Source organism: Curtobacterium sp. MCSS17_016, assembly GCF_003234255.2.
Classification (GTDB): domain Bacteria; phylum Actinomycetota; class Actinomycetes; order Actinomycetales; family Microbacteriaceae; genus Curtobacterium; species Curtobacterium flaccumfaciens.
The window spans coordinates 101,574-127,673 of sequence record NZ_CP126255.1 but is presented as its reverse complement, the minus strand read 5'-3'; the positions used below and the strand labels follow the sequence as shown (position 1 = coordinate 127,673).

Below are 26,100 nucleotides of genomic sequence, written 5' to 3'. Positions count from 1 at the left end.
GAACGACCCGCCGCTGTCATCCCGCGGACGGTCACTGCGCGCTCACCCCGCGCGCCCCTGCTGCTTCCCCGCACGAGCGACCGTACCGAAGAGCACCGACCGGTGCCGCGCGGGCATGATGGAGTGATGCCGGACCCGAAGTACACGTGGCATCCGCCGGAGCATCCGGAGCGCACCCTTGCCGTCCCCGACACGCTGCCGGAAGACCAGTGGGGTGACCACGAGGAGCTGCCTGAACCGACGCCGGTGTGGGCAACGCTGCACTACCCAGGGCTCGGTGATCTGCGGCTGCCCGTGTTCGCTGTCCGCCGCTCCGACATCGCGGTGCTCGTGCAGACCGGCTGGCAGGGCGTCCGTCAAGAAGCGTGGGTGCCCCGCGACGGGGTCACCACCAGGAAGCTTCGGGAGAGGGAACCGGAGCGGCGCCGACGGGACCTGCCCGCGGGGGAAGGTCATCGGGAACGCGGTAGGTAAGACGGCGGCCGGCCAACGGTCCAGGTGCGCCCCGTGGGAGTGCCGTGCGGGAGCGGGTGGCCGGCGAAGCGTGAGCAGCCGATGCCGTGGCCGGCGCCAGGCGCCCAGTCCTCAGCGGTGCACTGACCGTCGAACGTGAACGGGCCCGCCTGTGGCGGTGCGTTCACGCCGAGGCGGCGCCACGCTTCTCGTTGTGCGTCACTCCCGAGCTCCCCGGCGATGCGCTCCGCAGCCGTCGGCTTCACCCGTTTCCGTCCACCAGAGACGTCAGGAGCTCCCCGGCACTGTCGACGGGACTGTCGAGACGCAGCGGCATCGCGCCGGAGATCTTGATCGGCTGCTCCACGTCGGGGAGGGCCGGGTTCGAGGCGAGGGCAACGGTGACCGCTCGCGGGTCCGAGGCGTAGAGGCCAGCGTTGAGGATGCCGTTGAACTCGACGACGAGGGGTTCGTCCTGCTCGTCGAGGGCGACGTCGATGACGGCGGTGCCGAGGTCAGGACGTTCCCGCTTCCACTGGTTCGCGACCTTCACCGCGAACGATGTCAGCCGGCGGACGAGCGCGTCATCCTCGATGACAGGGCTCGTCGGGTCGAACCGGTACTCCTGCACGCGGGTGTCGAACGCCTCCCAACGGTGGTTCGCGGGGGTGTGCGCGACGATGCAGCCGGCGCCGGTGACCGGCAACCCGTCGACGATGAAGAACCGGTACTCGAACCGCATCGAGACGAATCCCTGCACGAGGAACGCGTTGACGCGGCCGCCGTGCGACATCAGCACCCAGTCGAGCTCGTCGTACAGCTTCCTGGTGAGGGCCTGATCGTCGAGGAGGCCGTCGGAGACGTCGAGGGTGGTGAGGCCGTGCTTGGCCTTCGTGACCTTCACCACGACTTTGTCGTACCCGGCGGCGGCGACCTGGCGAATCGCGTCGAGAAGCTCGAGCCCTCGACCGTCGATGTCGTGTCCGGCGAGGAGCACGGGGCGACCGGCGTTCTCCGTGAACGCAGCGAACTCGTGGTACCGCTCGATGTCGCCTTCCGACGTGACCGGAGGCACACCGGTCGTCCATGACGCAGGCTGGCCGCCGTACCGGCGGAGGTGCTGCACCTGGCTGAGGGGAACCACCTCGCCGGTGCCGAGGTTCCGCGCGGTGCCATCGGCGTACTCCGCCATCCACACCCGCCGTGGCAGAAACGCGTACACGGCAGCGTCGAGACGGGCGGCCTCCTCGTAGAACTCCTCGAAGTCGTCATCACCGACGGTCACCGGACCGATGTGCTCCGACCAGGTCCGGCGAAGGTTCGCCTGCCGTTCCTCCGCAAGGTGGACGTCTGCCCGCGGCGCCGGCGCGGATGCACGGCGTGGCAAGGACAGGAACAGGTCGGAGTCGTTGACGGGCATGGTTGACCTATGCGCGGGGCTGCGGCGAGGCGGCACGTTCGTACCAGTCGGGGTCAGGTGCGGCGAGGACACGCTGAACACTCCGGAGCAGGGAACTCTGGAACGTCTCGCGGGTGCTGGGCTGGGCGGACCGGCGGGCGTTCATGACGGTGTCGGTGGTGTTCTCCGCTGCGATGCTGAGCGCCTTCTTGCCGTCACCGCCGGCTGCGCTGACCGCGGACGCCGCGAGGAGCTCCGAGGTGAGCGTGTCGATGATGAGCTGACGCTCGGCGGCCTTCGCGGGGAAGATGTACCCGGTGTCGATGTTGGTCGGGACAGCTTCAGCGATGGTGCGCGCGGCCGCTTCGGTCAGCGTTCGGCCGTGGACAGTGGCGGGCATGGGTGGCTCCTCCTAGGCGAGGGTGGGTGACGCGTAGGTGACGGTTGGGCAGATGGCGCGGCCGGTGAGGGTGTGGGTCCATCCGGAGTCGCCGTGCTTGCTGATGCGGTGTCCGCAGTTTGCGCAGTCGGACGTGTTGTTGCCGAAGTACCGCATGCTCACACGAGTCCTTCTTCGACCCGCTGAGCTGCGTCGAGGACACCGTTGATGTGTTCCTCGTCGGCGTGCTGGTAGCCGAGGTGGGTGGCGTGCGCGGTGAGGTTCTGCACGATGCGGTCTCGGTACGCGACGACTTCGGCGGTCTCCGCCATGGTCGGTGCCGGTGCGTCGTTCACGTCGGTGACCTGACGGCCGGCCTTCACCTCGCCCCAGACGAGGACCTCGCCGCGGATGTTCTTGTCCGCGTCGGAGCCCTCCCAGCCGGAGGAGATGAACCAGCCGCCGGCGTGCTTCTGCGACGCGATACGGCGCCCCTCGGTCGACTCGCTACTGAGCAGCACGATGGTGCCGACCGGCGCGGCCTTCGCTTCCTCAGTGGAGCGGATGAAACGCTTCGTCTTGCTCACGGTGAGCCTTCCGGTGGCGATGAGAGGTGGAGTCGCCTCGACGCTCACGAACGAGCGTGCTGGGCGTCATCGTTCCTATGCGCGGACCTGTCTCGGCTTGCGTGCGGCGGCCGGTGCGACCAGGAGCTCGGGTTCAGTTGCCGTTCGCCGGTTCGGTCTTCGCGACCTGCTTCGCCCAGTCAGCCATCGGCTTCGGGAAGAGGTGGCCGGTGAAACCGGGGAGCTTCACCCACTCCGTCACGCCGTAGCGGGCGTCCGCCCACGCGGCGGCTTCGGCCAGGGAAGCACCGGATGCGGTCCGACCGTTGAAGCGCTTGTTCCGGTCGAGCGGGTGCCCGCTTTCCGGGTCGGTGAGGAACCCGGCGCGGTGGACGTGGTGGCCGGAGAACGCCCAGCTGCTGCCGCCCTTGCTGAACGTGATGAACGCCGGTGCGTCACCGGTCGCCGCCTTGTACGCCTTCGCGAGCTCGTACGCGTTGAAGATGCGGTGCTCCCGGAGCGCGTCCTGCAGCTTGCTCATCGTCTGTCTCCTCGAAGTCGTACCGGGCTGGTCGATGACTCTATGCGCGGACGGAACCGGCTTCTGTGCGACCGTTCGCGTACGTGATGGTGATGGCTACCGCGGACACGAGCGCCGCCGCCGCGGTGGACCCCATCGCTGCTGGCAGCGGCACGGAGTGGAGCAGGATGAGGACCACACCGCCAGTCGCCGCGCACACCGCGCCGACGGCGGCCGGCACCAGCAGGCGCCGACCCCACATTCGGCGGCGGAGGTTCCGAACCGAGTGGGCAGCGAGGTCGTTCGAGAACGCCCACACAGCTGCGAGCCCAATACCAGCTACGGCCGCGCCGAGGCCGACACCGCCGGCGAGCATGAGGATCCACGTCAACGTCTGCACGCTGAGGTCTATGCGGCGGCCGGGCGAACAGCCCTATGGCTACGGCCGTTTCTTGGGTGCCGGTGTCTCGGACGGGTTCACGACGTCGAACGCCGCTGCCAGGTCGTCCGAGGGGGCTCCGATGATGGTGAGCCCCATGCTGCGGGCGACGTCGATGGCGGGGATGGTGTCGGCGTCCACCTGGCGGCTGGTGTCCGGGCCCTTGTCGCCGAAGACAGCGATGGCGTTTGGTGACTGGTCGCCGGAGTACCGGGCGGCGTAGAAGATGCCGGCGAGACCGGCGCTGTCGAACGTCGTCGCGTACCGCTGCGCCTGTGCGTAGTCGTCGGTCTTGCTGAGTTCACCGGTGACTGCGAAGTGGGTTACTGCCCGCCTGTTGCCGAGGTCGGCGAACCGACCGTCAGCACCGTCAGCGGTAGCTACCTCGGCTGGCTCGAGGAACGAGGCGGGGATCGTGCCAGGGGCCGCGAGCATGTCCGGGCCGAGGCGCTCTCCGAGCGCGGTCGCTGCGTCCGACGCCCAGTAGCAGGTGCCACGCGGGTCTGTCAGGTCGAATCGGCCTGCGCCGACTCCGCCCTTCGGGGACGATGCGAAGTACCAGGCGCCGTTTGCTTTCGCCTTCGCCCGGAACATCTTCGCCGGCGCTTCCCGCGTCGGGAACCCGGAGTAGGCCAGGTCCTCACGCGGGTCGGTCAGCGCGTAGTCCTGATGGTTCAGCTCGCTTCCTGCCACACCCATCCGATCTGTTGTGCGAGGTGCAGCACCTTGTCGGTGTCACCGTCATGCAGTGCCTGCGCGGCGGTCCGCCCGTCGAGCGACGGGTACGGCCGGTTGAGCCACACGGCGCTGCTGCCATCATCGACTCGGTGCGGGTCGATGACCGCGAGGACGTCCTTGAGGTGCGGGAGGTAGTCGCCGTACTCGTTGAACTGGAACTGCGGGTACAGCAGCACCCCGTCCCGGCTCTTGAACCCGAGGAGCCTGCCGGCCTTCTGCGCCTTCCGCAGCGCCTCCTTCGACACGTCCTTCCACTCCGCGAGGCCGGCCGCGGTGAACACCGGACCGACCGCTGCGGCCGCGTCGGACCTGCCCTGGCCAATGGTGCGAGACAGACGCTTCGCGAGCAGAGCCGGGTCGGTGTGCTCGAGAACCGCATCGAGGTTGGGCACGTCTACCGAATCGAAGAACAGGGTGAGGAACCGCAGCCGACGCGCGGCATCGGCGGACAGAGCCTGCGCCGCGATGGCTCCGGGCTTGGCGAGGGCGCTCATGGCGCTCATGTCGATTGCGGGGAGGATGACGTGCAGCGCCTCACCGAAGTCTTCGAGCTCTTCGCGGCGACGCTCCGCTTCGCGGCGTTCCAGTGCACGCATCATCGGCTCCTTCCGGGTGCCAACTTCGACAACCCGAGCATACCGCGGTATGCGCCAACCTCGCCAACCTTTGCGGTGCTGCTCAGGCGTGCACCGGTCGGATGTCCGCGTCCTCGTTCTCGATGAGGATTGCGAGGTCCGCACGTGCCCGCGTGGACAGGTGCGTCTCCGGAGCGTCCGCGTGCAGGGCCCGCATCGTGGTGATCGCGGTATCCGTCGGGTAGGCAGCAACCATTTTGCGGCGCAGCATGAAGTGGATGCCGTTGGACCGGTGAAGGTACCGCTCGAGGTTGCTCATCGTCTCGGCCATCAGGGTGCTCCTCGCAAGTTCGGGGACGGCTACACCCGTCCTATGCGCGGACCGGTAGGCGTCACGTGTGGCTACGCGGCGTCGCGACGACGGTCAGCAATCGCCTGCTCCATCGCCTCACGAGCGGGCTTCAACGCCGGTACGGCGACAGACCCCGTGGCGAGAGTCGGCCCCTCAACCGAACGCGACCGCTGCCAACGCGTCAAACCGACAGCACCACCGACAACGACAACCAGGAACACGAAACCCACGAGCAGAAGAGCTTACGCGCCGGCTTACCCATCGACGTGTCGGCGGTACTAGTAACTACGCTCAGGGGATGGCGTTCAAGGAGTGGTTGGCAGGCGCAGGCGAGCGCGCGGCGAAAGCGTCTGCCCGGATGGACGAACTCAACCGGCGTCAGCGGGAGACCGGGAAGTTCGCAGGTGTCTCCCTCAGCGATGGCATGCTCGGTTGGACTGACAAGGGCCATCCGCGTCGCGAACCCGTAGCCGGCGCTCGCGCGGAAGTTGCTGTCGGTGCTGACGCTCAACGTCGCATCACCGCGACGAGGATCGTCCTCATCGGAGTGTTCGCGCTTGCTTTCCGGAAGCAGAAAGGCACCGGCTTTCTGACCATCGAAGCGGACACCTACTACCTCGGTGTGCCGTTCCCGATCAAGCAGGAAGCAGACGCTCGAGCGTTCGCGGCGAAGGTGAACTCAGCGGCCCGGTCCGCCACTAACAGCTGACCCGGCTGGCGCCTCGCTGGAAGGGGCTAAGGGGAGGCTCTCCTGCCGGTCGGTGACGGTGTGACTGATGCTGACGCCGAGGGCGTGCGCGTAGCGGCGGATGGTCGCCAGTGTCGGGGCAGCCTGCAGCCCTTCGAACTCCCGGACCTTCTCGCCGCTGACGCCGAGGATGTCGCCGAGCTGGTCTTCGGTGAGGCCACGGCGGATTCGGGCGTCCCGCAGCTCGATGATGAGGTTGTCGTCGGCGATGGCGAGGTCCATCGCGTGATGTTCGGCCGGCGTCATCTCTTCCTCGAAGCCGAGGCCATCGAAGAACCCGTCGAAGACGCTCACACGAACACCCCCTGGAAGATCCGTCGCATCGTCCAGTCGTGGTCCTGTCGGGCCTGCCTGAGGTACCGGGTCGCTCCCTCAACGACGGACTGCTCGAGTCCGTACTCGTCGGCGAAGGCGACGAACTCCAGGTTGGCGTTGTACTGGTTGCATTCGGGGACGTACCCGTCGGAGAGGCGGCGGAGGACGGTCTGCTTCCCGTCGTACGGGTAGGGCGTGCACAGCAGCAGGTCTTCGGCGGCCAGTTCGAACCGCGGGTCGTTCTCGCGGAGGCGGTACACCGCTGGGCGGGACCGGAAGGCATCGCGGAGCGCATCCCACCGGGTCTGGTGCGGCATCCGCGTCAGGTTCCCCGCCTTCGTGGTGCAGTCGGTGCCGGCGGGTGCGTGGCAGTGCGGGCAGGTGATGATGGTGCTCTTCGGCATGGGGTTCCTTCCGGGTCAGCCGTCGATGGTGCCGCGGCGCAGCAGGGTGATCGCGAGCGCGTGTGCGTAGTGGATGGCGCCCGGCTCGTCGGTGGAGTCGATGCGCCCGCTGGCGTGTTCGAGCTGGTTCACGGCGTCTTCGAGCTGGTGGATGAGGACGCGGATGACTTCTGGGTGGGCGAGGGTCTTCACCAGGCTCGTGCGTGCGGCGATGTCATCGGTGGTGTTGCCGGCGTCGTTGTGGTTGACGGTGAGGTCCTCGAGGAGGGCCTGCGCGTCGCGGAGGTTGGTGATGAGGTCCATGCGGGTGCTCCGGTCAGGCCGCGGCCGCGGCGGTGAGGGTCGGACGTTCGTTGTTGCCGGGCAGCTGGCGGAGGAGGACGAGCTCCTTCGCCTCTTCGATGAAGTCGAGGGCTTCATCGTCGAGTGCGGGGATGATGCGGTCGGCGTGGTCGTCGACGTAGCTGATGAAGCCGTCGATGCCGCCGTCGTCGCGGGCGTTTCGTGCGGCGCGGTCGTTGGCGAGCAGTTCGGTGATGGTCATACGGGGAACGCCTCCAAGGCTTCGTTCGGGTTGAACAGGTTCGGGTTGAACTCGGCCGCCCAGCCGACCCACACGGCCGCGGAAGCGTGGATGATGCGGGGGAGGTTCGACTCGTCGCCGTGGCGGCGAAGGACCTTCACACCGGGGCTGCCGGCGTGCGGCTGCTCGCCGACCACCAGGTCCCCACGGCGCAGCGGTCCGACGTCGCGGATGACGAAGAACACCGAGAGGCTGACGGTCCGGAGGTTGTCGAGCGCTTCCCGCCGTGCAGGGTGCGGCGCTGTCGGCGTTCCGCCGTCGCGGCAGGCCTTCCCCTGCGTTGACCCGCAGGTGGGGCAGGTGGCGGTCAGCGCGGTGGTCACGGCAGCCCTATGCGCGGATCAGGGTCAGGCCTGTGCGGCGCGTGCTGCTTTCTTCGCAGCTCGTGCTGCTGCTCGAGCCTTCCGGGTGCGGTCCGCTTCCGCGGCGTTTCGCTTCGCGACGTCGGCGCGGCCTTCCTCGACGAGGGCGGGGATGTTGAACTGGCGGGCACGGTTGTCGTCAGCCCAACCGATGGAGTGCAGGTTGTCCCGGGACTGGTTCACCGGCGTGAAGCCATCCAGGTTCGTGAGATTCGCCTTCACGGTGACCTTCGTCAGCTCGTCGAGCCAGTACGGCAGGCCGACGACCAGGTCACCGGTCGTGAGGCCGTTGTCGGCGTCGTCGCGAAGGACGACGTACACCTGGTCCGAGGAACGCCACTTCGCTCCTCGGGCTGCCATCCGGTCATCGTGGAGACGAGCACGGCGGCCGGTGCGAGAGACGCATCGCTGGGTCGGTTCGGCGCCGCAGTACGGGCAGCGGACGGAGTAGTTGTCGGTCGACGCAGGCATGGTTCCTCAGATGTCGGCAGCGGTCAGGTCACCTACGGCAGATGCGGCAGCGCGCTCCGCACGGAACTCGGCGAGCGCCTCCTGCGCGATGACCAGCTGCTCCGAGTACGGGCGGTGGCCGGCCAACGGGTTGAACCCCTTGTTGATGCTGCCGGTGATGTTCTCGACGTCGCGGACGAGCGACTGTTCGATGGCGTCGTCGGAGCCGTGGATGGTGCACCACGGGTCGGAGATGGCGACGCCGTAGCCGCTGAGGCCGATGTCGTACGCGGAGAGGCAGCGGCCGTCGCACATGCCGGCGGGGACGTCGATGGTGTCGCTCATGCCGCGTCTATGCGCGGACGGGCCGTCAGCCGTTGATGCGGTGAAGCTCTGCTGCGGCGGCCTTCCGGGTCGGCCACGGCGTCTGCGGGTCGGTGTAGTTCGGGCGGGCCCACCACTTCCCGTCGTCGCGCTTCTGCACCGAGCCGACGTGCCCGAAGTTCGCGTAGACGATGTAGCCGAGGTTGACGTGCGGCTCGTAGGTGAAGAGCGTGGTCGCGGGAGCCGTGGCGGTGTCGGTCATGCCACCACTATGCGCGGACGGGCGCTCACGCTGCGTGTTCGCGGACCCATGTCGCCGGCAGTCCGTTGAGTGGGGTGCTGAGGCCACGGACGTCGAGGTTGTCGGAGAAGACGGCGTACTCGCGGGCGACTCGCGCCTTGTTGGCGGTGTTGCGGATGTCGTAGGCGAGGACGCGGCGATCCGGGTACAGGGTGTCGGCGACGACGGGTTCGTCATCGTAGGTGAGCACCCACCGCGCCGGCGTGCTGTTGAGTGCGTCGGCGAGCCGCTGATGCCCTGCCTGGTCGAGACCCTTGGCGTAGAGGCGGTTCCCCTCACGGATGTACGGCGGGTCGACGAACGCGAGCACCTCATCTTCGATGCCGGAGTCGCCGAGCTCCTCGAGGTAGGCGATGCCGTCGCCATGGTGGACACGGAGCCGGTCACGCATCGAGTGGACGTGCCGGATCCGGTCCGCGAGCGCATCAGCGGTGAACCTGGCGCCGAGGGACCAGTCACCGTTCGAGGTGCGCCCACCCATTGGGCCCGACGTCGGCGCAACGATGCCGGACCGGGAGCACCGGTTGACGATGAACGCTGCGAACCCAAGCCGGAACCGGTCCGCCTCCTCAGGCGCTTCGAGGATGGCACGACTGGCGTCGTACAGGTCGAGGGTCGGGACAGTCCGCTCCACCAGGTCGGCGAGCACCGTCCCGTCGGCGACGACCGTCTCCCAGAACGCGGCGATGCCCGGGTTCGCGTCGATGAGCCACGCCTCGTCGACGGCATCCCGGTCGAGGAGCGTCAGTGCTGCGCCGGCGCCGCCAGCGAACGGCTCCACCCACACCTCAACGGGGAGGTCCCCAACCTGCTGCGCGAACAGGTCCGTCAGCCACGACGTCATCGCCGCCTTCCCGCCCGGGTACCGCAGCGGGGACACGTACCGGCGGACGGTCACGACGTCGGCTGCCCAAACCGGTCGTTCAAGCTCTGACGGAGGTCGTCGCGGTCGTCGCGGGTGAAGTTCCGGTCGATGTCCGGCATCGGCCCCCGGCTCCCGTCGAGGAAGCGTTCGAGGATGAGGTCCGGCTCGGGGGACGTGTCAGTCGGCTGCGGCATGGTGGGCTCCCAGTGTCAGAGGTTCGCGGCGATGGTCAGCACTTCGCGTGCCGACACCCAGCCGAGGTGGACGGCGGGGTCTGCCTCGTCGCCTGTCTCGGTGAGGATGGTGATGGCGGTCTGCAGCGTCTGCTGCAGGTGAGCAACCGCGCCGGTGGACAGCAGCGCGGTCAGCAGGCACGCGAGGTTCGCGTTGCCGGTGTCGAGGAGTGGCTCCCACCCATTCACGTCAGGGTCCACGTCGTAGCCGACGCTGCCGTCAGCGACTGCGACGAAGTGATGGCGGGTCAGTGGTGCCGCCCAACCGTTCACGAGCGTCAACGCTTGGGACAGGGTGGGCAGGAGTTCCGAGTGGGTCACGCCCGCCCCTATGCGCGGCCAGTGTCCGTTGCTGGTGGCGAGGTGAGCAGCTCGTCGCCAACCCGGGCGCTGGGCTGCTCGCCTCGGCGGCTACTACTTCTGGCGTTCCTCGAGTTCTTCGAGTGCGAGGGCGTACACGGCTTCGTTGCGCTGCCGGCTCGCCAGCGAGGAGGCGTAGGGGTTGTCGCGGGTTGCCGGGCGGTACTCCCAGGCGATGCCGTACGTCCGCGACGTCACGTACCGGAGTCCTCGGGGCTTCCGGTCGTGGGACTGCTCGAACGACTCGACGGTGCCGATGAGGTCACCATCCATGTACACGTCGAACGCCGCGAGCGGCTTCTTCGTGTTGGAGCCGTGTCCCTTCGGTTGCCGGGGCCCGATGGTCACCACGGGGACGTGTTCGAGGTTCCGGGTCTTCCAGTCCCAGTCGGACCACGCCGGCGGCCGCACCGCGGTCATCTTCACGTCGTTGCTCACACTGCGCCTATGCGCAGAGGCTGCCTCGGTCAGCGGATGGTGTTCTGCTCGGCGAGGACCGTGTTGACCAGGTCGAGGACCGCCGCGACGCGGCTGCGTTCCGTGTAGGTGCGGTGAGCGACGCCGGGCCGGTTGTACTGCCAGCCGATGCTGTGCTTCGTGCGCGTGGCGTACCGGGCGCCGGCAGCCTTGATGTCCTCGGTTCGCTCCACGCTGCGGACCTGACCGACGAGAGCACCATCGAGGTACACGTCGAACTGCTGAAGCGGCTTTTCGAGGTGGCGGCTGAGGCCCAGCGTCTCCGGGTTCGCGAGCGCGACCTTGTGGCCGCGGGCGGCGCCGGCGCCGACGTCGGGGAGGACGACCGGCTTCATCTTGATGCTCATGTCTGCTCTATGCGCGGAGGTTGGCGGTCTGCGCCTCGTCAGCTGGGCCTGGGCTGGGCGCGTTCCGTCTTCTTCTTCCGCTTCTCTCGGCGGAGGAGCCATGTCCAGCAGGCGAAGCCGATAGCGCTGAACCCCAGGCCCATGAGCCCGACCTGAACGTCGACGCCGATGTTGTGCCGGTAGGTGGCGAGGATCTTGTCGGAGCGGACGCCGGCGTGGTCGATATCGGCCGGGTCGTACATCACCTGCAGCCGCTCGCCGACTGTGTAGTAGTCGTTGCAGGCAGGGTACTTCGTGAGCTCCCATGTGTGGGGTGAGCCGTTGGCCTCACCTTTGACGATGGGGATGCATTCGGTGTGACCGCCGGTCTTGCCTGCGCCGGAGTAGTGGCGGACGTCGATGTCGGTGACGGTCCCCGTGGTGACTTCGCTGATGCTGCGCAGGTGCGAGTCAGCGTGCATGTCGTAGCTGTCGGCGACGAGTCCGAACACACCGCCGAAGATGGACACAACACCGAAGATCGGAGCGATGACGAAGCCGGCGAGGAACAGTACTGCGCCGCCCAGGAACTTCCAGGTGTACCTGTCTCGGAACCACGGCTTCGTCGTGGTCGTCGGCTCAGTCATGCACGGTTCGCTTTCTTCCGTCGGATGGTGGTGTCTTTCACGGCGAGGGTGTCGCCGTCACCGATTCGCGGCCCACTGGTTCGCGGCCGCCCTTTCCTGTTCGACGCGGTCCGGAAGGCGATATATGCCGACGGGGCACCGATGAGGAGCATGACCGCTCCGACGCTGCCACGGATGATGTCGCCGCGAACGGCGCCGGCGAGGCGTTCCCGGGATGCTTGGTCGGCGATTCCGATGTCGCGGTCACTGCGAACGTGCGGGGCGACGAGCATCGGGAACTGCTTCCCTTCGCGGTACAGGGTCGGCTGGTCGATGACGGCGTACGCGTCAAGTTCGACGGTGGTGACGGCGCCGTGGACCGGCAACGTCACGAAGGGGGTGAACACGTCGTAGTCGCCGTGCTTCGACCGGTGGTGCTCCTTCTCCACCATCGCGACACGACCGACGACCTGCGTGCCGGACTGATGCAGCCGGGTGTTGTCGTCGAGCGCCGGCTTGTCCTGCGGCAGGTTGAGGGCGAATCCGGTGAGCACGAGGACCAGGCCGATGATCGTCAGCGGGAACGCGAAGATGTCCAGCAGGATCAGCCACCGGGGACGCTGGTTCTTCGCGCGGCGGCGCTTCCGGCGCTGCGGCCGTTTCTTGCGGTGATCCATCAGAGGGCAGGCACCGCGCGTGCAGCAGGCTGCTCGAGCTCCACGGCGTTGTACCGGACGAGCCGTCCACCGTCGATGACAGCGCTTCGCAGCTCGGAGCGAGCCGACCAGTCGTCGGAGCCGAGAACGGAACGCACATCCGCTTGAGCGATCAGGTCGAGCAGCACCCACCCGTCGTCGCGGCGGACCACCTCGAACTGGTCGGTGTACAGCGACAGCGCCTCCGTCGCGAGCGCAGCATGCGCCGGCGCGTAGGAGGCTTCCATCATCACCTCGATGGTGTCCTGCCCGAGGACGGCGACGGTGTCGAACTGCGTCATCCGTGATTCGAGCGCCACCTCGACGAGGACTTCCCCTGTGTCGTCGCAGAACACGCGAGTGCTGACCCGGTCCGGGTCGAGACCCACCATGACGAAGTCGATGCTGCGGAACCGCGCGAGGATGTCGTTACGCATCGTCGAGGGAATCCACGGTGTGTCCATCGGACGTCTCGAACTGCCCTGTCGGCTCGTAGTCACGGGTGAACCCCTTGATCGACAGCCACTTCAGGTGCTCGCGGTCGTCCGTCAGCACCTGGATCTCGCCGCGATCCCGCCACACCACGTTCACGACGAGGGTGAGCGGCTTCCGCTTGTGCCGCCAGACGGACTTGTACGGCAGCTCGACGACAGCGGCGGCGGTGTTCGTGTCCACGGTGGGTCCTCCCCAGGGTCCTGGTCCGACAGTACGGCGGCGAGCGCCGTCCTCAGCCTCACCGATGCGGCGGGTCCCCACTGCTATGCGCGGACGGCTACGGTTTACGGCGCCGTAGCGGCGTTCTGCCGAGCGGCGGTCTCCTCGGCGCTCTCGACCTGTCCGGTCGGTGCGTAGTTGCGGCGAAGGCCGGTCAGGGTCATTCGCTTCACGACCGTCCGTCGGTGGTTCTGCACGTGGACGTAGTCGTCGTCGGGGAACGCCTCCTCGATGAGGAGCGTGATCGGCTTCGTCTTGTGCTGCCAGACGCTGTGGTGCGCCAGGGCGGTGTCGACGGTGCTGTCGGTCACAGCGGGCTCCTTCCGGTTCTGCGGTTGACGGTACGGCACCAGGCGGTGGCCGCTACGCCTGCTTCCGGCGCTGCTCGACGACACGGCCCACGAGCTGGTAGACCGCCTGGTTGCGCTGGTCGCAGTAAGCCCACGCGCCGCCGGAGTGGCCGCCGACGTCCCGGAACGTCCAGCAGGTCGGCCAGCCGGTGACGCGGACGATGCGGGACCCCATGCCGGACTTCGCTTCGCCGCGACGCTCCGACGACTGCACGGTGCCGATGAGCTCATCGTCGAGGTACACCGGGTACCGCTTCATGGTCTTCCCGGAGTTGCGCATCTGACCGATGCTCTCGCCCTTGCCGACCTCGATGACGCCGGCGCCGACGGCGGAGGACGGGTAGCCCCACTTCGGCTGCGGAACTGCGGTGCGCTTCTCGATGCTCATGGCAGGTCTATGCGCGGAGCCAGGTGGATCCGCGAGGTCAGTCGAGGTCGAAGCCGTTGAACTCGAGGCCGCCGTCTTCGAGGTCGATGGAGAGCCCACCACCGAGGCCTACCTCGAGGTGGCCCTCGAAATCGACGCCGAGCTGGCCGGCTTCCTGCGGCTGGTTGAACGGGTTGAGGAACGACATGACGGGGTGTCCTTTCTGATGACGTCTGGCCCTATGCGGCGGGGTCGGCAGCAGCCGGATGGCGGACGGTCCCGGCTGGTCGTGAGGCTGCGGCATAGCGCTGGGCATGAGCACGACGCAGGCGCCCCGCAAGCCCCAGCCGGGGCGTTCCCTCGCTGATCTTCGACCGGATCTCGCAGCCGAGTGGCTGGATGCCGGAGGGGTCACGCCAAGTGACGTCTCCGCAGGTGCGCCGTTCATGGTGCAGTGGCGCTGCGCGGAGGGGCACACCTGGAACGCGACGGTGAAGAACCGAGCGTTGCGGAACTCGGGATGCGGCACCTGCCAACGTGCTCGAGCCAGCGCCAAGAAGCGACAGCCATCACCTGGAGCGTCGTTCGCCGACCTGCACCCCGACCTCGCGCGGGACTGGCACCCGACGATGAACGCACCCCTCTCGCCGTCGGACATCAACCCGACGACGCACGACAAGTACTGGTGGGTGTGCACGGGCTGCGCCCAGCCGACGTCCGCGTCCGCCGCCCGGAAGGTTGCCGGCTTGAAGTCCTGCGGCGTGTGCAACAACAAGCGTGTTGTGCAGGGCGTCAACGACCTCGCTTCGCAGTTCCCAGGCCTCCTCGACGAGTGGGACTACGTGAAGAACGCAGCCTCTCCAAGCGAGACGTTCTGCCGGACCAGCGACTCCGTCTGGTGGCGGTGCAGGACGTGTGGTCATTCCTGGGCTGCCACCGTCGGCGGGCGCGTGCACGCTAAGGGGAAGGGATGCCTTGCCTGCAGCAAGCGGGGCTTCGACCAGTTTGGACGCGGTGTTGTCTACTTCCTCAAGCACCCACTGCTCAACGCATACAAGGTCGGCATCACCGGCTCGAACGACCGCCGTATTCAGGCGTTCGCCGGCCAGGGGTGGACCCTGGTGTTCCGCGAGGACTTCGCGCGGGGCGCGGACGCGTTGGAAGTCGAAACGGCGGTGCACCGGTGGTGGAGGAAGGACCTCAACCTGCCCGTCTGGCTCGCGTTCTCCGACATCGGGAAGCTCGGCGGGCACACGGAGACCATCTGCGCGGATGAGTTGTCCGAGTTCGAGGTGATCAGCCGCATCAAGGCGGAAGCGAAGCGGGTCCTCGCCGGCCGCGAAGCCCTGTCGGAGAACACCGCCGCGGCTGCGTGAGACGTTCCTCCCAGCTGGTTGGGAGTGCCTGGCATAGGGCGTTCATGACTCAGATGAAGGCCTCCGCCACCCCGCAGAACCAACTCTCGTTCGAGGAGCAGTTGACGATCCTCGATGCTTTCGTCGCCGAGCACGGGCACGCTGCTGTGCCGCAGGCGTTCGTGACCGCTGACGGGTTCCCGCTCGGGCAGCGGGTGAAGACGTGGCGGCGGGTCCACGCACGCGGCGAGATGTCCCAGGCACGCCACGACTCGCTCGCTGCGCGGCCCGGGTGGGTGTGGCGTGCGTCGAAGCGGAACCGGACCGTCAGCGAGGACGGCACCATCGGACGCATCGGGGAGGACCCGTTCGAGGAGCGGGTCCGTGCACTGCGGCTGTTCGCGCACGAGCATGGGCACACGCAGATGCCGATGTCGATGCTGACCCCCACCGGCGTGAACCTCGGCGAGTGGGTGCGGAGCCAGCGGGCCATGTACCAGAACCGGCAGCGCGGGAAGGGCACCCACAACTGGATCCGCGACGAGCACATCGCCATCCTCGAAGCGGTGCCGCACTGGTCATGGGAAGCCGACATGAACACCGCCACATGGGAGAAGAACTTCACCCAGCTGCAGAGCATCGTCGCTCGGACCGGCACGTCGTTCTTGCCGCGGCGCAGCAGCGATGACGCTCAGGCCAGCATCGGCAGGTGGGTGACGACGCAGCGTGCCCTGCACCGGAAGGGGAAGCTGTCCGCGGACCGTGCAGCGAAGCTGGAAGCGCTTCCCGGCTGGGAGTGGAACGGTTCGTTCGTCAACGACACGTTCGACACCCGCGTCGAGGAGTTGCGTGCGTACGTCGCCGAGCATCCCGACTGCCGCACCTACTCGGACGTCCTCAACCGCTGGGCGTCACGTCGACGCACCGCGTACGCCCGCGGGGAGCTCGACCAGCACCGCATCGACGTGCTGAACACCATCCCCGGCTGGAAGTGGAACAACAACTTCAAGCGCTCCACCACACCGACGCCGCCGCGGAAGAAGCACGCCGCACCGAAGCCGAAGAAGGTCATGGCAACCGGTCTGCGGCCACTGTCGCCGACGATGCGACGCAACCTGGACCGCATCGCCGGATACGCCGCCGAGCACGGTCACGCCCGCGTCCCACACCTGCACGTCGAAGCAGACGGCATGCGCCTCGGACTCGTCGTCAAGAACCTGCAGGACCGCCCCGAAACGCTGCACCCGGACATGGTCGCCGGCCTGAACGCCATCCCCGGGTGGACCTGGTCGAAGCCAGCGGCATGGGAGCTCGACCAGGCGCTCGCCGCCCTCGACGCGTTCGTCGTCGAGCACGGCCACGCCCGCGTGCCTCGCGGCTACGTCACCGAAGCCGGTGTGCCGCTCGGCAACCGTGTGGAGACGTGGCGCAGGCAGGCGCTCGCCGCACAGCTGCCGATGGCGGTCGTCCGCGAACTCGAGAGCAAGCCCGGTTGGGTGTGGTCCCGCCGATCCGTCGCGCTCGCCGCGTAGACCGTCAGCCGTTCCCTTCTGGTCGGCGAAACGAGCGCCGTCGGCTAGGAGGGACCGCTGCGACTCGGCCGGCGTCGCCACTACCTGGCACAGGGTGAGGAACGGTGCGCGGTGCTAGTCGCCGAGCCGGTCGTTGCACGTCTGTGTGACTCTCGCGACGGTGTTGGCGTAGAGGGTGTCGTCGGTGACACCGTCGAGCTTGGCGATCGCGCGTTCGATGCATGCCGTCACCGGGTCGTCAGCCTCGTCCGAAGGCCCTGACTCCGGTGCCGTCATACCCAGGACGACGGCGACGCCAGCTGCGGCGATGACGAAGGCGACGACGAAGCCGGTCCACTTCCAATTCCCCATGCTGGCGAGAGTACTGGGACCCGTGCCGCGGCTTGGTCGCGCTCGCCCTGTCGCCGCCGCGCATACCCCTCCTGGTCGACGTTACGATCCCCGTCGACCAGGAGGGACCCCATGACGACGAAGTGGGCAGACGTCGCAGCACGCCTCGGACGGAACGACTACCCGGTCGCGTTGGCGAACGCGGTGGGCACGCAGCAGCTGACCGACACAGCGGAGATAGCAGCAGGGCTGGAAGCGGCGTGGACGATGGCGGAATGGCCGGCGCGGACCCTCAGCACCGACCTGTGGCTGACCCTGTTCGGCACCGTCCTCGACAACGGCGAGTACCTCAACCACACCACCCCAGCCACCACCGCCGAACTGCCGGAACTGATCACCCTGTACCGCGGGGCGACCGACGAAACCTCACGGGGCATGTCCTGGACAGACAACCTCGAGCAGGCGCAGTGGTTCGCGACACGGCTCACCAACATCGGGTACCCGGGCGCACGCGTCTACGAGATCGGCGCGTTGAACACGATGGTCCTCGCACGCTTCCACAGCCGCGGCGAAGACGAATGGGTGCTCGACCCGACCATGTTCGAACCTGACGACGTTGTCCCACGTCACCCGATTCGTTGACGGTCCGCGCATAGACCAGTCATGAGCGACCTTGGCACCCGCACCCCGACCGACATCGACACCGAACTCGCCGGCTACTACGCCGAGCGCACCGACGTGATGCAGAAGCTCGATGCCCGCGAGAAGGAACTCGCCCGCATGCGTCGGGAGCCCCGCTACTACTCCGCGAGCAGCATCCCGTCGTACGAGGAAGCGATCGAGGAGCTCGAGCAGCAGCGCGACGCCATCCGTGCGAGGGAGCTGCCGTTGGAGACGGAGTGGCAGCGACGCCAGTGGACGCGTGCGTTCATCGTCACCAACGTTGGCGGGCACGTCCACAGGACCCTCGCGTGCAGCACCACGTTCCCGACGACGTCGTGGGAGTGGCTGCCGCAGTACTCCGGTCACGACGAGGCGGAGATCGTGGACGCAGCTGGGGAGCTCGCGTGTACGATATGTTACCCGTCAGCTCCGGCTTCGGTCCTCGGCAAGCCGTCGAGCATCGTCACCCGTGACAAGGCGGAGCGTGACGCCCGCCGCACCGCCCGCGAGCAGGCCGCCGCAGAGAAGGCTGCGAAGAAGGCTGCGAAGACCGTCCGCCACCCCGACGGGCTCACCACGTACGGCACGTACGGGTACGAGGCCGACAACATCACCTCGGTCACGTCCGGATCCGTGTCGATGGTCGTGGACATCCTCTCCGACGCCGCCACCCAGAAGAAGGGCGCCTACCCGTACGACGGCACCGAGGGCGAGCGCGCCGATGAGCAGCGACAGCGGAAGGCGTCCATCGCCGGGAAGCTCCGCACCAACCTCGAAGCCCTCGCCCACTTCCACGGCACCACCGTCGAGGTGCAGGAGGACCTCATCCGCGAGAAGGGCCTGGCGAAGTACGTGAAGGACTACTCGTGGACTGAGGACATGGCCGCCCACCAGGACGAGCTGAAGACGCTCCGCGCGAAGAACCGCGACCGCAAGCGCGCCGCCGGAGGTAAGTAAGCAGGGTGGGGGCGGGACGGACCCGAGCCGTCTCGTCCCCGACAGCAACCCCGGAACGCGGACGCTCCGCGCATAGAGGAAGCATGAACAGCATCGTGCAGCGCACCTCTCGCGTCACCGGCACCGTCCTCACGGTCGGTCGCGCTGAGGACCTCGGCATCGACGCTGACGGGGACCACGGCTGGGTCGCCGTCTGCGAACCGCACGGCACGCTCGTTTTCACCCGGACGAAGGGGGCTGCGATGACCTCCACCGGCCTTGACTTCTGCGACGCCTGCCGGGCAGCCGGCCCCGCCCCGACGCTGTACATCAGCCGCATCAGCCGCGCCACCGGGGTGCCCATCACCGTGGCGAACGTCGAAGCGCTTGGCGTCGCCGTCGATGACGACCGCCGGTGGATCGTGACCTGCGACGAGCACGACACGCACGCCTACGCGAAGACGAAGAAGGTCGCGATGCAGGCGTCCGGGCTCGACTTCTGCCCGCAGTGCCGTGAGATGGTCGACGCATGAGTATGCAGGCGGTCCGCGACCGGTACCAGGTGCCGGCGAAGCAGCGGATGCGCGTCGAACTCGACGGCCGTTCCGGCGTCATCGTCAAGCCGGTGCAGGTCCTCTCCGGCGCCGGCGGCTGGCTGCTGCAGGTCCGGTTCGACGACGACCCCGACGGATGGAACACCGTCCACCCGTCTGCGCTCACGTACCCGGCCGACGTTCGCGCATAGGGACACCGTGACCAACTCGACGCAGCAGGAGCGCACCGTGAACGACGACATCCCGAAGTACCACAACTGGGGCGCCCTGCACCCGGAGTCCCGCAACGCCGAGCAGCGTCGCCTCCTGGCTCACCTCCACGGCCTCGCCGATGCGCTCACCGAGCACCCGTCAGACGCGGACGCAGCGGTGACCGTGAGCACCGCTTACGAAGCGCTGCTCACCGCGAACTTCTCGCTGGTCACCGACGAGCTCGTCGCATCGCTCATCTCGCTTCGCGCCCACCGCTTCGGACCGAACAACCCGGACGCGTGGGCTGTGGGCCGCGCCTCGCAGGAACTGCACCTCCTCGACCAGTGGGAACCGCGCGACGCCGCTGACGTCCGCGCATAGGGGCAGCATGAGCGACTTCGACTACGCCACCGCCTCCCTCACGGAACGCCTCTCACGACCCGTGGCCGAGCAGCTCGAGCACGCCGGGTACAAGCCAATCGACGAGGTCAACGGCATCACCGTCGGCGCCCGCGTCCACAACGCCAGCGAGCAGTTCCCGCGCGCATCCCGGGAGGGCACCGGCACCGTCACCGGCATCTTCGAGAAGAACCCGTCCTCCTGGGCGCAGTCGTACGGCAGCCGAGACATCGAACTTGCCGTGCAGCACGACGACGGCCGCGAACGGCAGTGGCAGTCGTACCGCACGGTGCTCGTCGAGCAGGCGACCATCGACTTCCACCAGCGGCTCCGCAACGGCGACAACTGATGGCCGGCCCGTCCTGGCAACGTCTCGCGCAGACCCTCGCCGTCAATCTCGGCTCCGACAGGTGCAGCATCCACAACGACCCGTACGGGGACCTGGAAGACGAATCGGACCCCAGGGACTGCCCGTACTGCACTGATGCTGCCGCGGTCACCGAGTACCGAACGGTCGTCGCGCAGGCGAAGAGCAGCCGTGGCGTCGGCGTCTCCGGATGGCGTGACGTCGCGTTCACCCTCGCCGCCCGCATGCGGCACCACGCGGACCAGTGCTCCGACCACACCGGCAAGCGACTGCCGAAGTTCGGGGAGTGCGCGTTCTGCGACGACACCCGCTCCTGGCGGGACTTCGCGAGGAAGGCCACCGCGGAAGGACTGCACCTGCCCGACCAGGACCACCACGACATGCGCGACGCCGCCCACGCCATCAACGTGTTCGACGTCATTCGGACGAAGGACACCCAGTGACCACGAACACCTCGACCCAGACAGTGTGCCTAGCCCCGCACCCGGAATACGCCGGCGTGTTCTGCACGGACCCGGCGTTCCACGACGGCCACCCGCACCGCAACGTGAACATGCCGGCCGAACGGTGGAACAGCGTCCCCTATGTGGTGTTCAGCGACCAGCACGGCTGGGGTGAGCAGCGCCGCCACTACCTGGCCGTCAGCGAAGAGCAAGCAAGGGACCTTCACATCGCGACCGCCATGCGTCTCGGCCGGGACGAGACAATCACCTCGGTCCGCCCTGCCACCATCGACGACGCCCCGTGGACCATCAGCCGCTGCTCACCGACCGACGACCCCGACTGGTGGCGTATGGACGAACCCTGCGACTACGACAAGGGCGCCGACCGCACCTGCCACCACCCCGTCCACGCGTTCGGCGAGCCGGGCCCGCTCCGCCACCTCATCGAAGCGCGCACCGCGCACCTCGCCGCACGGTTCGGCTGGTGGAGCTGATGGCGGCCGCCACGCCGGGCAAACTCAAGGAGCGCCGCTACACCGCTCTTCGTGTCCTGCTGCGCCGCACCGGGCGGCCGCCGCGACTGCCCGCCCGCTGGTACCCAGTCGGGGTCCACGTGCACAGCGGCGGGTACTGGTGGGTGTCGAACCGGTACGTCGATACGAAGCGGGCGTTCTGGCAACGCTGGGACAAGGCCATCGCGAGAACCTGACCCGGGGCGGGTCCCCAAACGCGTTTGCCTGACCACGGTGTGCGTCAGTTCCGGCCTTCAGCAGCTCATTCCGTCGGTACGCTTCCTTCGACGAAGGGAACCCATGCCCCGCTACGAGGACGAGCTAGTGACGCTGCCCGACGCTGAATTGCGGCGGCATGCAGAGTCTGAGAACAGCAAAGACCGGTGGGCGGTCGCATCGGACGCTCGATTGACGGCGGAAGTGGCCGATCTGCTCGCCAGTGACCCGGAGGAAAGCGTCCGTGGTGCGCTCGCCCTGAACCCGACAACGCCTGACGACATCGTGCTCCGCATGGCTGAGGACACCGAGTACGTCCGATACATGCTGTGCAGTCGAGTCAACGCTCCGGCTGCCATCCTCCTCAGAAACGCCGCCGACCCCACGACGCGTGTCCGCGCAGCGGTCGCAGGAAACGAGGGGACGCCGCCCGACGCACTTGCAAGACTTGCTTGGGACGCAGAGGAATGGGTTCAAGCAGCGGCACTTCGGAATGCATCACTTCCCGCCGAAGCTCTCAACGCGCGAGCCGCGGAACCGATGTCCTTTGAGACAGCTGTCGCGCTAACGGGCAACCCGAACCTGACGCGAGACGCAGCGCTCGCGGTCCTCGGTTACCTCATCGACGAGTCCTACGACCGGCCGGCGGACGTCGTTCCGGCATTGCGACGGGGGCTCATCCAGATCTTCCGCACTCGGAATCCTGACCAGGTTGACACAGAAGACTGGAGCATCGAGGAGCAGCTCTGGGTGCGCACTCTCGACACGGACCGGCGATTCCAACCGCAGCGCAACGGGGTGGACCGCGCATAGAGGCCCCGTGGCCACCGTGAACAAAGCCGACGTCCGCCTGTCGAAGACGCTCAGCCGCGCCCTCCGGCACGCCCCGAGAGACTTCGGCCTCGAGCTCGCCGCCGACGGGTCGGTGCCGCTCCGCGACCTGGTCGCCGCGCTGCAATCGTCGAAGCAGCCGGCGACTGAGGACGACATTCGCCGGGTCATCGCCCAGTCGGACAAACAACGGTTCGCCATCGACGGGGACCGGATCCGTGCTCAGTACGGCCATTCCGTCGCAGACCGCATCGTCAAGCAGCCGTACACCCCGACGGGGCCGCTGTTCCACGCGACGTCACCCGCCGCGGTGAATCTCATCGTTGGCCAGAGGCTGGGGCTGCAGCCGATGGGACGCCAGTATGTGCACCTCACCACGGACGCAGACCTCGCCCTCGACGCCGGCCGACGGAAGGCACCGCACCCGCTGCTGCTCGAAGTGGACGCCGTCACCGCCCACACGGACGGTGTGCCGTTCTACGTCGGCCACGACCGGGTCGTCCTCGCTGATGAGGTCCCTGCCCGGTACCTGACCGTGCGGCCCCTGCACTGACCGGCAGGACCGACGTGGGGGAAGCTGTCACTCAGCCTGACGGAGGGCGTTGTCGGTCGGGTGGTAGCAGTTCGAGCACTGCTCGAGCTGCCCGTCGATTTTCGTGACCGCGAGACGGCGGCGGCAGTTGTGGCAGACCATCTGCACTCGCAGCCAGAACCATGCCAGCAGTGGCAGCACGACGAAGAACAGGTAGCCGAGAGGCGCGAAGATCACCGTCAGCACCACTCCGATGACCAGCGATCCCAGCACGGTGAACTGCCAGTAGCGCCACCGAAGCAGGTTCGACAGGTAGTAGCGCTGCACCTTCGCGGTGGAAGCGGACGGTGACGTGGTCGTGGTGACGGTGGGCTGCGCCACCTGCTGCTGCTGCTGCTGCTGCGCGGGCGCACTGAACGAAGGGGCCGGGAACGGCTGCGTCTGCGTGGTCCACGCGGCACCGTCCCAGAACCGAGCCTGAGCGGTGCCAGCGGGATCTGGGTACCAACCAGGTGCAGGAGAAGTCACCCACCCATCGAACCTGAACTGCGGTCAACTCCTCATGTCCCACTTCGGGTGCCGATGGGCCAAACTGACCAGCATGACCCTCGACCCAGCCGTCGACGCCGTGCGGACCCTCACCGACCTTGCTCGTCGGACGCGCAGCCGGGGTGGCGCCCAGGAGCCGATTGACTTCGCAGCTGAGGCCGCGTCGGTGCTCACCGCTGTCGCAGCGAACGTCGGCGGTGTCGAGCAGCTCCTCGCCGGCCGTCCCGGGTCGTGGGAGGCGGACCTCATCCGGCAGCTCATCGCCGGCACCGTCCCAGCTGACATGCTCGCCGATGAGCGGGTGCCCGACGGGCCGCACGGATACCACTGGCGGACCGTCATCGACGCGGACCGGTACACACCGGAGGAACTCCGCCAGGACTACACGCTCATCCCACGCGACCCAGGCGTCTACTGCTGGTTCCGCAACGGGGAGCCCGTGTACGCCGGCCGTGCGGCCAGTGGCGGCGGCCTCCGCAAGCGCCTCGGCCAGCACCTCGACACCGGTACCGACCTGTCCCACTCCACCTTCCGCGCCTGGGTCGCTGTCACGGAACTCGGCCTCACACGCAAGGCCGCCCGAGACCGCTCCACCGGCGTCACCGCCGAGCAAGCCTCCGCGGTCACCGCCTGGGTGGATGGGTGCGAAGTCGGCTGGGTGCCGGCCGCCAGCGCCTCCGAGGCGAAGCGGTTCGAGCACGGACTGCTGTACGCGTGGACGCCGCCGCTCAATGACGACTGACCCGGCCCGCGCATACTCACCGCGCCCGCCCCGCCATACTGGGACGGCACCGCAGACGGGAAGGACCACCATGCCCAGTGCCGCCCACCTCGCCGACGTCCTCGCGGACGTGCCGCTGCTCAGCGACGCCGACGGGGAGCAGACGGTCATCCCGCCCCGGGAAGTCGCTGCAGACATCGCGGCCGCGGTCGCTCCGCACGTGCACGACCGGTTCCTGGACCGGCGTCGCATCGTCGAGCACCTGACGGAACAGCCGGTGTTCCCGCATGAGGAGCGGACAACGATGTTGCTCCCGGAAGCGCTCGCCACTCTCGCCGTCGTCGAGCAGTGGTGGCTGACCCGGCGCGACGCACTCAGCCAAGTGGCGCCGGCTGACACCGTTGACGTAGCCGAGGGGCCCGCTCAGTGGGAGCGGCTGCTCGAGGTCGTCGAAGGTGGCGGTGTTGTCGAAGTCACACGCGACGGCGCAGTTGTCGCCCGCGTCGTCCCTGCTGACTAGCTGGCCGGCGGCGCGGCGGTCGGCCAGGTGCAGCCGGACGGGAACCCCGACGGCGCGGTAGTGGGCCATGGCGCTCCGACCGGTGCCGGCTCGCCTGCCTTCGAGGTGACGTAGAACCACTTGCCCGCCGGTGTCGGGGAGAACCCGGCGAAGCAACCGTTCCCAGCTACCAGAGCAGTGCCCGGATCCACGGCGAGCGTCTGCTTCCCGTCCAACGTCAGCGACGCGACAGCGTTCGTGTACACGCCGGTGAGGTTCAACGTCGCCGCTTCCGCCAACGCCACCGACGACAGGTTCGCCTTCGCCGCCGTGTCCGCGGCGCGGAGCTGCAGACCCCGCAACGTGAACGTCCCCGCGGTCATCAGCACCAGCGACACGGTGATGGCGCCGATGACGAGGATCGGGTCGGTTGCGGCCCGGTCAGCGTGAAGGAAACGTCGCACGGATGATGCTGATGCGGCGGACTACTGCGCGGTCGCGGGGCCCTGCGCGACGAGAGTTCCTCCACTGCCGGTGGTCGACCAACCCGGTGTTGATGCGTCCGCGTAGGTGAAGAGGGTGCTGCCTTCCGTGAGCATCGCCTTCGTGACGTCGAGGGTGACACCGGCCTTGAAGGAGGTGACGGCGGGCAAGCCGACGCGGAACTGCGGCCACACCCCGTTGATTGCGACGTCCGGGGTGGTGAACGTGAACGTCAGCTGCGTCCACACGTTCGCGGGAATCGTTCTCGCTGAACTGCCCGCGTTCGAGAACGACCCTCCGGCGCTGCCGTAGACGAACATCGTCGGGGAGTACCCGGGGATGTCCACTGATGGGCGCACCCATTCCGACCAGGTGTACTTCGTGTTCGGCTTCCACGTGACGCCGCCGGCGCCGCGGGGGCTTGCGACAACAGCGTGCCCGTCGTTCCACGCGTCGGCGGTGAACGTGTTCCGTTGGTACGGACGGTCGATGGAGGAGTCGGACCGGAACGTCACCGTCCCGGCCGGAGCGCCGCCCCACTCTGACTCGAACGGCGTCGCCGCGGTCGGCACGGTGGGGGTGACGAGGTTCGCTGTCGTTGAGGTGACTGCGTCAGCAGCTGAAGACGGCCACGAGCAGTTCGGCGGGTATCCAGCAGGTGCGGACGACGGCCACGGTGACGGTACGACAGTCGGCGCGGTCCGCGCGGAGGACACCATGAACGTCTGCCCGTTCCGTGCGGTCGCGAACCCCGCGAAGCAGTCCGATGACGCTCGAAGCCCCGGTGTCACCGCTTCTGAGAACGTCGCACCGACTGGCCCGCCAGTCAGCGCAGCGAGCTCGCTGCTGTACGCGGAGCCGGCGGCCTGCAAGGCCTGTTCGGCGACGACAACACGGGTGAGATCCTGCTTGGCGTTCGAGGTTTGCGCGTTCGCGATGAGCCCGGACACTGTGAAGCCGCCGCCGACGAGGAGCACCAACGACACCGCGATGGCGGCGATGACGAGGATCGGGTCCGTTGCGGCCCGGTCCGACCGGAGGAAGCGGCGCATGACCTCAGCAGGA

The 26,100-nt window shown here is 68.0% G+C and carries 50 protein-coding genes and 1 pseudogene; 17 read left to right on the top strand and 34 right to left on the bottom strand.

Translation table 11 applies throughout. The features are described from left to right. Positions 1-126 precede the first annotated feature (126 nt). On the top strand, positions 127-474 hold the full coding sequence (locus DEJ19_RS19105) for a hypothetical protein (protein WP_111232191.1): 348 nt from the start codon (positions 127-129) through the stop codon (positions 472-474). 241 nt (positions 475-715) lie between these two features. On the opposite strand, the gene DEJ19_RS19100 is transcribed toward DEJ19_RS19105, so the two are convergent. From DEJ19_RS19100 to DEJ19_RS19060, 9 genes are all read right to left on the bottom strand, one after another. Further along, the gene (locus tag DEJ19_RS19100; protein ID WP_111232192.1) at positions 716-1,873 is read right to left on the bottom strand and encodes an ATP-grasp domain-containing protein; all 1,158 of its coding nucleotides are present in this window, start codon (positions 1,871-1,873) and stop codon (positions 716-718) included. Positions 1,874-1,880: 7 nt separating this feature from the next. Next, positions 1,881-2,252, bottom strand: a complete 372-nt coding sequence (locus tag DEJ19_RS19095) for a hypothetical protein (RefSeq protein WP_111232193.1) — start codon at positions 2,250-2,252, stop codon at positions 1,881-1,883. Between the two features lie 12 nt (positions 2,253-2,264). After that, on the bottom strand, positions 2,265-2,414 hold the full coding sequence (locus tag DEJ19_RS19090) for a hypothetical protein (protein ID WP_181441443.1): 150 nt from the start codon (positions 2,412-2,414) through the stop codon (positions 2,265-2,267). Next, positions 2,411-2,818, bottom strand: a complete 408-nt coding sequence (locus tag DEJ19_RS19085) for a hypothetical protein (protein ID WP_146250545.1) — start codon at positions 2,816-2,818, stop codon at positions 2,411-2,413. Before DEJ19_RS19085 ends, DEJ19_RS19090 begins: the two co-directional genes overlap by 4 nt. Positions 2,819-2,951: 133 nt before the next feature. After that, positions 2,952-3,338, bottom strand: coding sequence for a hypothetical protein (locus DEJ19_RS19080; RefSeq protein WP_111232195.1), 387 nt, complete (start codon positions 3,336-3,338; stop codon positions 2,952-2,954). A gap of 40 nt (positions 3,339-3,378) precedes the next feature. Then, entirely contained in the window at positions 3,379-3,717 is a 339-nt protein-coding gene (locus DEJ19_RS19075) for a hypothetical protein (protein WP_146250547.1), read from the bottom strand. Positions 3,718-3,756: 39 nt separating this feature from the next. After that, complete coding sequence (locus DEJ19_RS19070; RefSeq protein ID WP_181441444.1) at positions 3,757-4,449, bottom strand: RES domain-containing protein; 693 nt, start codon at positions 4,447-4,449, stop codon at positions 3,757-3,759. Next, positions 4,431-5,090 carry a hypothetical protein gene (locus DEJ19_RS19065; protein ID WP_181441445.1) on the bottom strand — a complete coding sequence of 220 codons (660 nt, stop codon included), beginning with the start codon at positions 5,088-5,090 and terminating at the stop codon, positions 4,431-4,433. Before DEJ19_RS19065 ends, DEJ19_RS19070 begins: the two co-directional genes overlap by 19 nt. Before the next feature lie 82 nt (positions 5,091-5,172). Further along, positions 5,173-5,400, bottom strand: coding sequence for a hypothetical protein (locus tag DEJ19_RS19060; protein WP_111232199.1), 228 nt, complete (start codon positions 5,398-5,400; stop codon positions 5,173-5,175). A 319-nt stretch (positions 5,401-5,719) separates the two neighbouring features. Here DEJ19_RS19060 and DEJ19_RS19055 point away from each other — a divergent pair, with 319 nt between their 5' ends. Next, entirely contained in the window at positions 5,720-6,130 is a 411-nt protein-coding gene (locus tag DEJ19_RS19055) for a hypothetical protein (RefSeq protein ID WP_146250549.1), read from the top strand. On the opposite strand, the gene DEJ19_RS19050 is transcribed toward DEJ19_RS19055, so the two are convergent. The 21 genes and pseudogenes from DEJ19_RS19050 to DEJ19_RS18955 form a co-directional block, all read right to left on the bottom strand. After that, positions 6,101-6,463: a helix-turn-helix domain-containing protein gene (locus DEJ19_RS19050; protein ID WP_111232201.1), complete on the bottom strand. Its 363-nt coding sequence runs from the start codon at positions 6,461-6,463 to the stop codon at positions 6,101-6,103. The genes DEJ19_RS19055 and DEJ19_RS19050 overlap by 30 nt on opposite strands. Further along, a complete protein-coding gene (locus DEJ19_RS19045; protein ID WP_111232202.1) occupies positions 6,460-6,888 on the bottom strand; it encodes a zinc finger domain-containing protein in 429 nt (142 codons plus the stop codon). The genes DEJ19_RS19050 and DEJ19_RS19045 overlap by 4 nt, the downstream gene beginning before the upstream one ends. 15 nt (positions 6,889-6,903) lie before the next feature. Continuing rightward, a complete protein-coding gene (locus tag DEJ19_RS19040; protein WP_111232203.1) occupies positions 6,904-7,191 on the bottom strand; it encodes a hypothetical protein in 288 nt (95 codons plus the stop codon). Between the two features lie 13 nt (positions 7,192-7,204). Then, positions 7,205-7,432 (bottom strand): hypothetical protein, encoded by a 228-nt coding sequence (locus DEJ19_RS19035; RefSeq protein WP_111232204.1) that lies wholly within the window; start codon positions 7,430-7,432, stop codon positions 7,205-7,207. Further along, positions 7,429-7,794 (bottom strand): zinc finger domain-containing protein, encoded by a 366-nt coding sequence (locus DEJ19_RS19030; RefSeq protein ID WP_146250551.1) that lies wholly within the window; start codon positions 7,792-7,794, stop codon positions 7,429-7,431. Before DEJ19_RS19030 ends, DEJ19_RS19035 begins: the two co-directional genes overlap by 4 nt. 24 nt (positions 7,795-7,818) lie before the next feature. Continuing rightward, on the bottom strand, positions 7,819-8,193 hold the full coding sequence (locus tag DEJ19_RS19025) for a hypothetical protein (protein WP_146250553.1): 375 nt from the start codon (positions 8,191-8,193) through the stop codon (positions 7,819-7,821). Continuing rightward, positions 8,194-8,304 (bottom strand): annotated as a pseudogene (locus DEJ19_RS22035) (zinc finger domain-containing protein); the annotation flags it as partial. A gap of 6 nt (positions 8,305-8,310) precedes the next feature. Beyond that, positions 8,311-8,628, bottom strand: coding sequence for a hypothetical protein (locus DEJ19_RS19020; protein WP_111232207.1), 318 nt, complete (start codon positions 8,626-8,628; stop codon positions 8,311-8,313). Positions 8,629-8,653: 25 nt separating this feature from the next. Next, entirely contained in the window at positions 8,654-8,869 is a 216-nt protein-coding gene (locus tag DEJ19_RS19015; RefSeq protein ID WP_111232208.1) for a hypothetical protein, read from the bottom strand. Between the two features lie 25 nt (positions 8,870-8,894). Further along, on the bottom strand, positions 8,895-9,806 hold the full coding sequence (locus DEJ19_RS19010) for a DNA adenine methylase (RefSeq protein ID WP_111232209.1): 912 nt from the start codon (positions 9,804-9,806) through the stop codon (positions 8,895-8,897). After that, positions 9,803-9,967 carry a hypothetical protein gene (locus DEJ19_RS19005; RefSeq protein ID WP_111232210.1) on the bottom strand — a complete coding sequence of 55 codons (165 nt, stop codon included), beginning with the start codon at positions 9,965-9,967 and terminating at the stop codon, positions 9,803-9,805. Before DEJ19_RS19005 ends, DEJ19_RS19010 begins: the two co-directional genes overlap by 4 nt. Before the next feature lie 15 nt (positions 9,968-9,982). Further along, on the bottom strand, positions 9,983-10,327 hold the full coding sequence (locus DEJ19_RS19000; protein ID WP_111232211.1) for a hypothetical protein: 345 nt from the start codon (positions 10,325-10,327) through the stop codon (positions 9,983-9,985). 93 nt (positions 10,328-10,420) lie between these two features. After that, entirely contained in the window at positions 10,421-10,804 is a 384-nt protein-coding gene (locus tag DEJ19_RS18995; RefSeq protein WP_111232212.1) for a hypothetical protein, read from the bottom strand. A gap of 29 nt (positions 10,805-10,833) precedes the next feature. After that, positions 10,834-11,190, bottom strand: coding sequence for a hypothetical protein (locus tag DEJ19_RS18990; protein WP_111232213.1), 357 nt, complete (start codon positions 11,188-11,190; stop codon positions 10,834-10,836). A 38-nt stretch (positions 11,191-11,228) separates the two neighbouring features. Continuing rightward, positions 11,229-11,816, bottom strand: coding sequence for a DUF3592 domain-containing protein (locus tag DEJ19_RS18985; protein ID WP_111232214.1), 588 nt, complete (start codon positions 11,814-11,816; stop codon positions 11,229-11,231). Then, positions 11,813-12,472, bottom strand: coding sequence for a hypothetical protein (locus DEJ19_RS18980; RefSeq protein WP_111232215.1), 660 nt, complete (start codon positions 12,470-12,472; stop codon positions 11,813-11,815). The genes DEJ19_RS18985 and DEJ19_RS18980 overlap by 4 nt, the downstream gene beginning before the upstream one ends. Then, positions 12,472-12,927, bottom strand: a complete 456-nt coding sequence (locus tag DEJ19_RS18975; protein ID WP_111232216.1) for a hypothetical protein — start codon at positions 12,925-12,927, stop codon at positions 12,472-12,474. Before DEJ19_RS18975 ends, DEJ19_RS18980 begins: the two co-directional genes overlap by 1 nt. Continuing rightward, positions 12,920-13,165: a hypothetical protein gene (locus DEJ19_RS18970; protein WP_111232217.1), complete on the bottom strand. Its 246-nt coding sequence runs from the start codon at positions 13,163-13,165 to the stop codon at positions 12,920-12,922. Before DEJ19_RS18970 ends, DEJ19_RS18975 begins: the two co-directional genes overlap by 8 nt. 104 nt (positions 13,166-13,269) lie before the next feature. Further along, positions 13,270-13,515, bottom strand: coding sequence for a hypothetical protein (locus DEJ19_RS18965; RefSeq protein ID WP_111232218.1), 246 nt, complete (start codon positions 13,513-13,515; stop codon positions 13,270-13,272). A gap of 52 nt (positions 13,516-13,567) precedes the next feature. Next, complete coding sequence (locus DEJ19_RS18960) at positions 13,568-13,942, bottom strand: hypothetical protein (RefSeq protein ID WP_111232219.1); 375 nt, start codon at positions 13,940-13,942, stop codon at positions 13,568-13,570. Positions 13,943-13,979: 37 nt separating this feature from the next. Beyond that, positions 13,980-14,129 (bottom strand): hypothetical protein, encoded by a 150-nt coding sequence (locus tag DEJ19_RS18955; RefSeq protein ID WP_181441446.1) that lies wholly within the window; start codon positions 14,127-14,129, stop codon positions 13,980-13,982. 106 nt (positions 14,130-14,235) lie between these two features. On the opposite strand from DEJ19_RS18955, the gene DEJ19_RS18950 reads away from it, so the two are divergent. Then, on the top strand, positions 14,236-15,297 hold the full coding sequence (locus DEJ19_RS18950; RefSeq protein WP_111232220.1) for a zinc-ribbon domain-containing protein: 1,062 nt from the start codon (positions 14,236-14,238) through the stop codon (positions 15,295-15,297). A 44-nt stretch (positions 15,298-15,341) separates the two neighbouring features. Continuing rightward, positions 15,342-16,808, top strand: a complete 1,467-nt coding sequence (locus DEJ19_RS18945; RefSeq protein WP_111232221.1) for a helicase associated domain-containing protein — start codon at positions 15,342-15,344, stop codon at positions 16,806-16,808. 114 nt (positions 16,809-16,922) lie between these two features. On the opposite strand, the gene DEJ19_RS18940 is transcribed toward DEJ19_RS18945, so the two are convergent. After that, positions 16,923-17,159, bottom strand: coding sequence for a hypothetical protein (locus tag DEJ19_RS18940; RefSeq protein ID WP_111232222.1), 237 nt, complete (start codon positions 17,157-17,159; stop codon positions 16,923-16,925). Between the two features lie 111 nt (positions 17,160-17,270). On the opposite strand from DEJ19_RS18940, the gene DEJ19_RS18935 reads away from it, so the two are divergent. From DEJ19_RS18935 to DEJ19_RS18885, 11 genes are all read left to right on the top strand, one after another. Then, positions 17,271-17,780, top strand: coding sequence for a hypothetical protein (locus tag DEJ19_RS18935; RefSeq protein WP_111232223.1), 510 nt, complete (start codon positions 17,271-17,273; stop codon positions 17,778-17,780). A gap of 21 nt (positions 17,781-17,801) precedes the next feature. Beyond that, positions 17,802-18,758, top strand: a complete 957-nt coding sequence (locus DEJ19_RS18930; protein ID WP_111232224.1) for a hypothetical protein — start codon at positions 17,802-17,804, stop codon at positions 18,756-18,758. 83 nt (positions 18,759-18,841) lie between these two features. Next, positions 18,842-19,270, top strand: a complete 429-nt coding sequence (locus tag DEJ19_RS18925; RefSeq protein ID WP_111232225.1) for a hypothetical protein — start codon at positions 18,842-18,844, stop codon at positions 19,268-19,270. Then, complete coding sequence (locus DEJ19_RS18920) at positions 19,267-19,482, top strand: hypothetical protein (RefSeq protein ID WP_111232226.1); 216 nt, start codon at positions 19,267-19,269, stop codon at positions 19,480-19,482. The genes DEJ19_RS18925 and DEJ19_RS18920 overlap by 4 nt, the downstream gene beginning before the upstream one ends. A 7-nt stretch (positions 19,483-19,489) precedes the next feature. Continuing rightward, complete coding sequence (locus DEJ19_RS18915) at positions 19,490-19,864, top strand: hypothetical protein (RefSeq protein ID WP_111232227.1); 375 nt, start codon at positions 19,490-19,492, stop codon at positions 19,862-19,864. Positions 19,865-19,871: 7 nt separating this feature from the next. After that, positions 19,872-20,231 (top strand): hypothetical protein, encoded by a 360-nt coding sequence (locus DEJ19_RS18910; protein ID WP_111232228.1) that lies wholly within the window; start codon positions 19,872-19,874, stop codon positions 20,229-20,231. Then, positions 20,231-20,692 (top strand): hypothetical protein, encoded by a 462-nt coding sequence (locus tag DEJ19_RS18905; RefSeq protein WP_111232229.1) that lies wholly within the window; start codon positions 20,231-20,233, stop codon positions 20,690-20,692. The genes DEJ19_RS18910 and DEJ19_RS18905 overlap by 1 nt, the downstream gene beginning before the upstream one ends. Beyond that, positions 20,689-21,186, top strand: a complete 498-nt coding sequence (locus tag DEJ19_RS18900) for a hypothetical protein (protein ID WP_111232230.1) — start codon at positions 20,689-20,691, stop codon at positions 21,184-21,186. The genes DEJ19_RS18905 and DEJ19_RS18900 overlap by 4 nt, the downstream gene beginning before the upstream one ends. After that, a complete protein-coding gene (locus tag DEJ19_RS18895; protein ID WP_111232231.1) occupies positions 21,177-21,401 on the top strand; it encodes a hypothetical protein in 225 nt (74 codons plus the stop codon). Before DEJ19_RS18900 ends, DEJ19_RS18895 begins: the two co-directional genes overlap by 10 nt. Positions 21,402-21,504: 103 nt before the next feature. Beyond that, positions 21,505-22,233 (top strand): hypothetical protein, encoded by a 729-nt coding sequence (locus DEJ19_RS18890; RefSeq protein WP_111232232.1) that lies wholly within the window; start codon positions 21,505-21,507, stop codon positions 22,231-22,233. Positions 22,234-22,240: 7 nt separating this feature from the next. After that, the gene (locus DEJ19_RS18885) at positions 22,241-22,804 is read left to right on the top strand and encodes an RNA 2'-phosphotransferase (RefSeq protein WP_181441447.1); all 564 of its coding nucleotides are present in this window, start codon (positions 22,241-22,243) and stop codon (positions 22,802-22,804) included. Positions 22,805-22,831: 27 nt separating this feature from the next. Here DEJ19_RS18885 and DEJ19_RS18880 read toward each other — a convergent pair whose 3' ends face one another. After that, positions 22,832-23,311, bottom strand: a complete 480-nt coding sequence (locus tag DEJ19_RS18880) for a DUF2510 domain-containing protein (RefSeq protein ID WP_111232234.1) — start codon at positions 23,309-23,311, stop codon at positions 22,832-22,834. 73 nt (positions 23,312-23,384) lie between these two features. On the opposite strand from DEJ19_RS18880, the gene DEJ19_RS18875 reads away from it, so the two are divergent. Then, complete coding sequence (locus DEJ19_RS18875; protein ID WP_181441448.1) at positions 23,385-24,074, top strand: GIY-YIG nuclease family protein; 690 nt, start codon at positions 23,385-23,387, stop codon at positions 24,072-24,074. Positions 24,075-24,144: 70 nt separating this feature from the next. Further along, complete coding sequence (locus DEJ19_RS18870; RefSeq protein WP_111232235.1) at positions 24,145-24,573, top strand: hypothetical protein; 429 nt, start codon at positions 24,145-24,147, stop codon at positions 24,571-24,573. On the opposite strand, the gene DEJ19_RS18865 is transcribed toward DEJ19_RS18870, so the two are convergent. Continuing rightward, positions 24,570-25,016, bottom strand: coding sequence for a hypothetical protein (locus DEJ19_RS18865; RefSeq protein ID WP_111232236.1), 447 nt, complete (start codon positions 25,014-25,016; stop codon positions 24,570-24,572). The genes DEJ19_RS18870 and DEJ19_RS18865 overlap by 4 nt on opposite strands. Before the next feature lie 21 nt (positions 25,017-25,037). After that, positions 25,038-26,087: a hypothetical protein gene (locus DEJ19_RS18860; RefSeq protein WP_111232237.1), complete on the bottom strand. Its 1,050-nt coding sequence runs from the start codon at positions 26,085-26,087 to the stop codon at positions 25,038-25,040. Between the last annotated feature and the right edge of the window lie 13 nt (positions 26,088-26,100).